The sequence below is a fragment of the Bacillus sp. P14.5 genome (assembly GCF_003316765.1).
Taxonomy (GTDB): Bacteria; Bacillota; Bacilli; order Bacillales; family Bacillaceae_B; genus Rossellomorea.
Genome location: NZ_NIJF01000111.1, coordinates 1 through 4,261, shown reverse-complemented (window position 1 = coordinate 4,261; position 4,261 = coordinate 1). Strand labels below are relative to the sequence as shown.

Annotated in this window: 2 protein-coding genes and 2 pseudogenes; 3 read left to right on the top strand and 1 reads right to left on the bottom strand. The window is 51.2% G+C overall.

The genetic code is table 11. From position 1 onward, the window contains the following. Positions 1 to 2 precede the first annotated feature (2 nt). From B9Z54_RS21870 to lpdA, 3 genes and pseudogenes are all read left to right on the top strand, one after another. Positions 3 to 966 (top strand): annotated as a pseudogene (locus B9Z54_RS21870) (alpha-ketoacid dehydrogenase subunit beta). 75 nt (positions 967 to 1,041) lie between these two features. After that, positions 1,042 to 2,334: a dihydrolipoamide acetyltransferase family protein gene (locus tag B9Z54_RS21865; RefSeq protein WP_113930475.1), complete on the top strand. Its 1,293-nt coding sequence runs from the start codon at positions 1,042 to 1,044 to the stop codon at positions 2,332 to 2,334. Between the two features lie 4 nt (positions 2,335 to 2,338). Further along, positions 2,339 to 3,749 (top strand): annotated as a pseudogene (gene lpdA, locus B9Z54_RS21860) (dihydrolipoyl dehydrogenase). A gap of 17 nt (positions 3,750 to 3,766) precedes the next feature. Here the strand turns inward: lpdA and aac(6') are convergent. Continuing rightward, positions 3,767 to 4,210 (bottom strand): aminoglycoside 6'-N-acetyltransferase, encoded by a 444-nt coding sequence (gene aac(6'), locus B9Z54_RS21855; protein ID WP_113930474.1) that lies wholly within the window; start codon positions 4,208 to 4,210, stop codon positions 3,767 to 3,769. Between the last annotated feature and the right edge of the window lie 51 nt (positions 4,211 to 4,261).

Here is a 4,261-nt window from a genome sequence, read left to right as displayed (position 1 = left end):
CAATGATCCAAGCGATTACTGATGCGATGCGCGTTGAAATGAAGCGCGACGAGAAAGTACTTCTCTTCGGAGAAGACGTTGGTAAAAACGGTGGGGTCTTCCGTGCGACGGAAGGACTTCAAGATGAGTTCGGCGAAGACCGCGTCTTCGACACGCCGCTTGCTGAGTCTGGTATCGGTGGTCTTGCAATCGGTCTTGGTCTTACAGGCTTCCGTCCAATCATGGAAGTTCAATTCTTCGGATTCGTTTTCGAAGTATTCGACTCGGTCGCTGCTCAAATGGCACGTATGCGTTACCGTTCAGGCGGCGCTTACAGCCAACCGGTTACAATCCGTTCACCATTCGGTGGCGGCGTTAAAACACCAGAACTTCACGCGGACAGCCTTGAAGGCTTGATGGCTCAGACACCTGGTCTTAAAGTCGTCATCCCGTCAACGCCATACGATGCGAAAGGTCTTTTGATCGCATCGATCCGTGACAACGACCCAGTCGTATTCCTCGAGCACATGAAACTTTACCGTTCATTCCGTGGCGAAGTTCCAGAAGGCGACTACACGATCGAGCTTGGAAAAGCAGACGTGAAGCGTGAAGGAACTGACGTTTCGATCATCACTTACGGTGCAATGGTCCACACGTCACTTAAAGCGGCTGAAGAGCTCGAAAAAGAAAACATCAACGTCGAAGTAATCGACCTCATGACGGTTAGCCCGCTTGATATCGACACAATCGTAGAATCAGTCAAAAAGACTGGCCGCGCGATCGTCGTTCAAGAAGCGCAACGTCAAGCAGGGATTGCGGCAAACGTCGTAACTGAAATTCAAGAACGCGCAATTCTTCACCTCGAGGCACCAGTGCTTCGTGTAACTGCACCAGACACTGTCTTCGCTTTTCGCACAAGGTGAAGACGCATGGTTACCTGACCATAAAGATGTCGTTGCAAAAGTTAAGGAAGTTATCAACTTCTGATCGTGTTCAAGTAACGATGAGGGAGAATTGTCTCCCTCGTTGTGTTTACATGATGAATTGATGGGAGGAAAACCAGTGGCAGTATTTGAATTTAAATTACCAGACATCGGTGAAGGAATTCACGAAGGTGAAATCGTCAAGTGGTTCGTAAAAGCAGGGGACACAGTAAAAGAAGATGACATTCTTCTTGAAGTTCAAAACGACAAAGCCGTCGTTGAAATCCCTGCTCCAGTTGATGGAACAGTAAAAGACGTTAAAGTCTCTGAAGGTACAGTTGCGGTCGTCGGTGACGTCCTCATCACGTTCGATATCGAAGGTGACGCGCCAGCAGGCGAAGAGGAAGCAGCTCCTGAACAGCCTAAAGCTGAAGAGAAGACGGAAGACGTGAAAGAAGACGTCAAAGAAGACGGCCCGCGTGAAGTCCAACTTCACAAATCGGAGCGCGTGATCGCGATGCCTTCGATCCGTAAGTACGCTCGTGAAAAAGGCGTCGACATCCGTGAAGTCAAAGGTTCTGGCGACAACGGACGTGTCTTGAAAGAAGACATCGATGCATTCGCAAACGGTGAAGCACCAACAGCCGAAGCTACAACAGAGAAAACAGAATCTGTAGCTCCAGCAGCTGCTGCGAAGACGGAAATCAAGCCTTACGAGTCAGCGACACCTGAACTCGAAACGCGCGAGAAAATCCGTGGCATCCGTAAAGCGATCTCGAAAGCAATGGTCAACTCGAAACACACAGCTCCACACGTTACACTCATGGACGAAGTCGACGTCACGAAACTCGTCGCACTCCGTAAAGAGTTCAAACAAGTGGCTGCTGACCAAGGCGTGAAACTCACGTACTTGCCGTTCGTCGTAAAAGCATTGACGGCTGCAGCGAAAGCGTACCCAGCCATCAACGCATCGATCGATGATGTCAACGAAGAGATCGTCTACAAAAACTACTACAACATCGGTATCGCTGCTGACACGGACAACGGCCTCGTCGTTCCTGTCGTCAAAGAAGCGGACCGTAAGTCAATCTATGCACTCGCTACAAACATCAATGAGCTTGCCGGTAAAGCACGTGAAGGCAAACTTGCTGGGGACGACATGAAAGGCGGATCGATCACAATCACGAACATCGGTTCTGCTGGTGGACAATGGTTCACACCTGTCATCAACCACCCAGAAGTTGCGATTCTCGGTATCGGCCGCATTGCTGAAAAAGCTGTCGTTAAAGACGGCGAGATCGTCGCGGCACCAGTCCTCGCCCTCTCATTCAGCTTTGACCACCGCCTCATCGACGGTGCGACTGCTCAAAACGCACTCAACATGGTGAAACGCTTGCTTCAAGATCCAGCACTTCTAATGATGGAGGGATAAGAACATGGTAGTAGGAGAATTCGCACAAGAAACTGATTTGCTTGTCATCGGCGCCGGTCCTGGTGGATACGTCGCAGCCATCCGTGGCGCACAACTCGGCCTTAAAGTCACGATCGTCGAAAAAGGTAACTTTGGTGGCGTCTGCTTGAACGTCGGTTGTATCCCGTCAAAAGCGTTGATCACGGCTGGTCATAACTTCCAGCACGCAAAAGGTCACTCGTCAATGGGGATCACATCTGACAACGTGTCAGTCGACTTCACAAAAGTCCAAGACTGGAAACAGTCGGTCGTCAACAAATTGACTGGCGGCGTTAAAGGTCTTTTGAAAGGTAACAAGATCGACATCGTTCAAGGTGAAGCTTTCTTCGCCTCTGAAGATACGGTCCGTGTCATCACAGAAGACAGCTCGACTCCTTACAAGTTCAAGAAAGCGATCATCGCGACTGGTTCGACACCAATCGAGATCCCATCGTTCAAATGGTCAAAACGCGTCCTTTCTTCAACTGGCGCATTGGCTCTTCCAGAAGTACCGAAGAAACTCGTCGTCATCGGCGGCGGATACATCGGTATGGAGCTCGGCACAGCGTACGCGAACTTCGATACAGAAGTCGTCGTCGTTGAAGGCGCTAGCGACATCTTGTCTGGCTTCGAGCCGCAAATGACGCAAATCGTCAAAAGAAACTCAAACAAAAGGGAACGTCACGATTCACACGAACGCACTTGCAAAAGGCGTCGAGGAAACAGAAGACGGCGTAACGGTTAAGTTTGAAGTGAACGGCGAAGAGCAGTCTGTTGAAGCGGACTACGTCCTCGTCACAGTCGGCCGTCGTCCGAACACTGGCGATATCGGTCTCGAAAACGCGGAAGTAAAAATCAGCGACCGCGGTATCATCGAAATCGACGACCAGTGCAAGACGTCGAACGAAAACATCTACGCCATCGGCGACATCGTACCAGGACCACCGCTCGCGCACAAAGCTTCTTACGAAGCAAAAGTTGCAGCGGAGGCTGCTGCCGGCAAGCCAGCGTACCTCGACTACTCTGCAATCCCAGCGGTCGTCTTCACTGACCCTGAACTTGCGACAGTCGGTTACACAGAGCCACTCGCGAAAGAAGAAGGACTTGAGATCACTGTATCGAAATTCCCATTCGCAGCGAACGGCCGTGCCCTCGCTCTCGACGAGCCAGACGGCTTCATGAAGCTCATCACGCGTAAAGAGGACGGTCTCTTGATCGGTGCTCAAATCGCGGGAACTGGCGCTTCAGATATGATCGCCGAGCTTGGTCTCGCCATCGAAGCAGGCATGACAGCAGAAGATATCGCGCTTACAATCCACGCTCACCCATCACTCGGTGAGATGGCAATGGAAGCGGCAGAAATCGCAATGGGTATGCCAATCCACGTCGTTAAATAAGACAAAAGCTCTCTCGCTTAATCGCGAGAGAGCTTTTTTACGTAATGGACGGTCCGTTCGACTTCTTGAAAGCCGATCCGCTCATGGAACTGTTGGCTGCCATCGTTCTCGACTTCCGTGTCGGAAGCGAGTTCGTCACATCCTTTTGACCGGGCATACGCGGCGGCGGCCTCGACGAGCCGTGTCGCCACGTCTTGCTGCCTCACCGCTTCGACCACGTAAATCCCTTCCAAAAACGCGGTCGGGGAAGAAGTGGCACCAGGAACGTAATCATGACGGAAGCTGAGCTGACAAAATCCGACCGCCTCGTCTGTTTCCGCGAGGAAGTAATGCATCTTGCCGGAGCGGATGCCGAGCCGGACCTCAGGGTTCAGTTCAGCTTCGGGCGCGTCTGGCCATAGTTTTCGCATGAGATGTACCAGTACAGGGCAATCTTGTTCATCCGCTTTTCGAATCTTCATCAGTCATCCTCCTTAGGTTTCGTACGTTCAGTATAAAGGAAAATAAGGAAT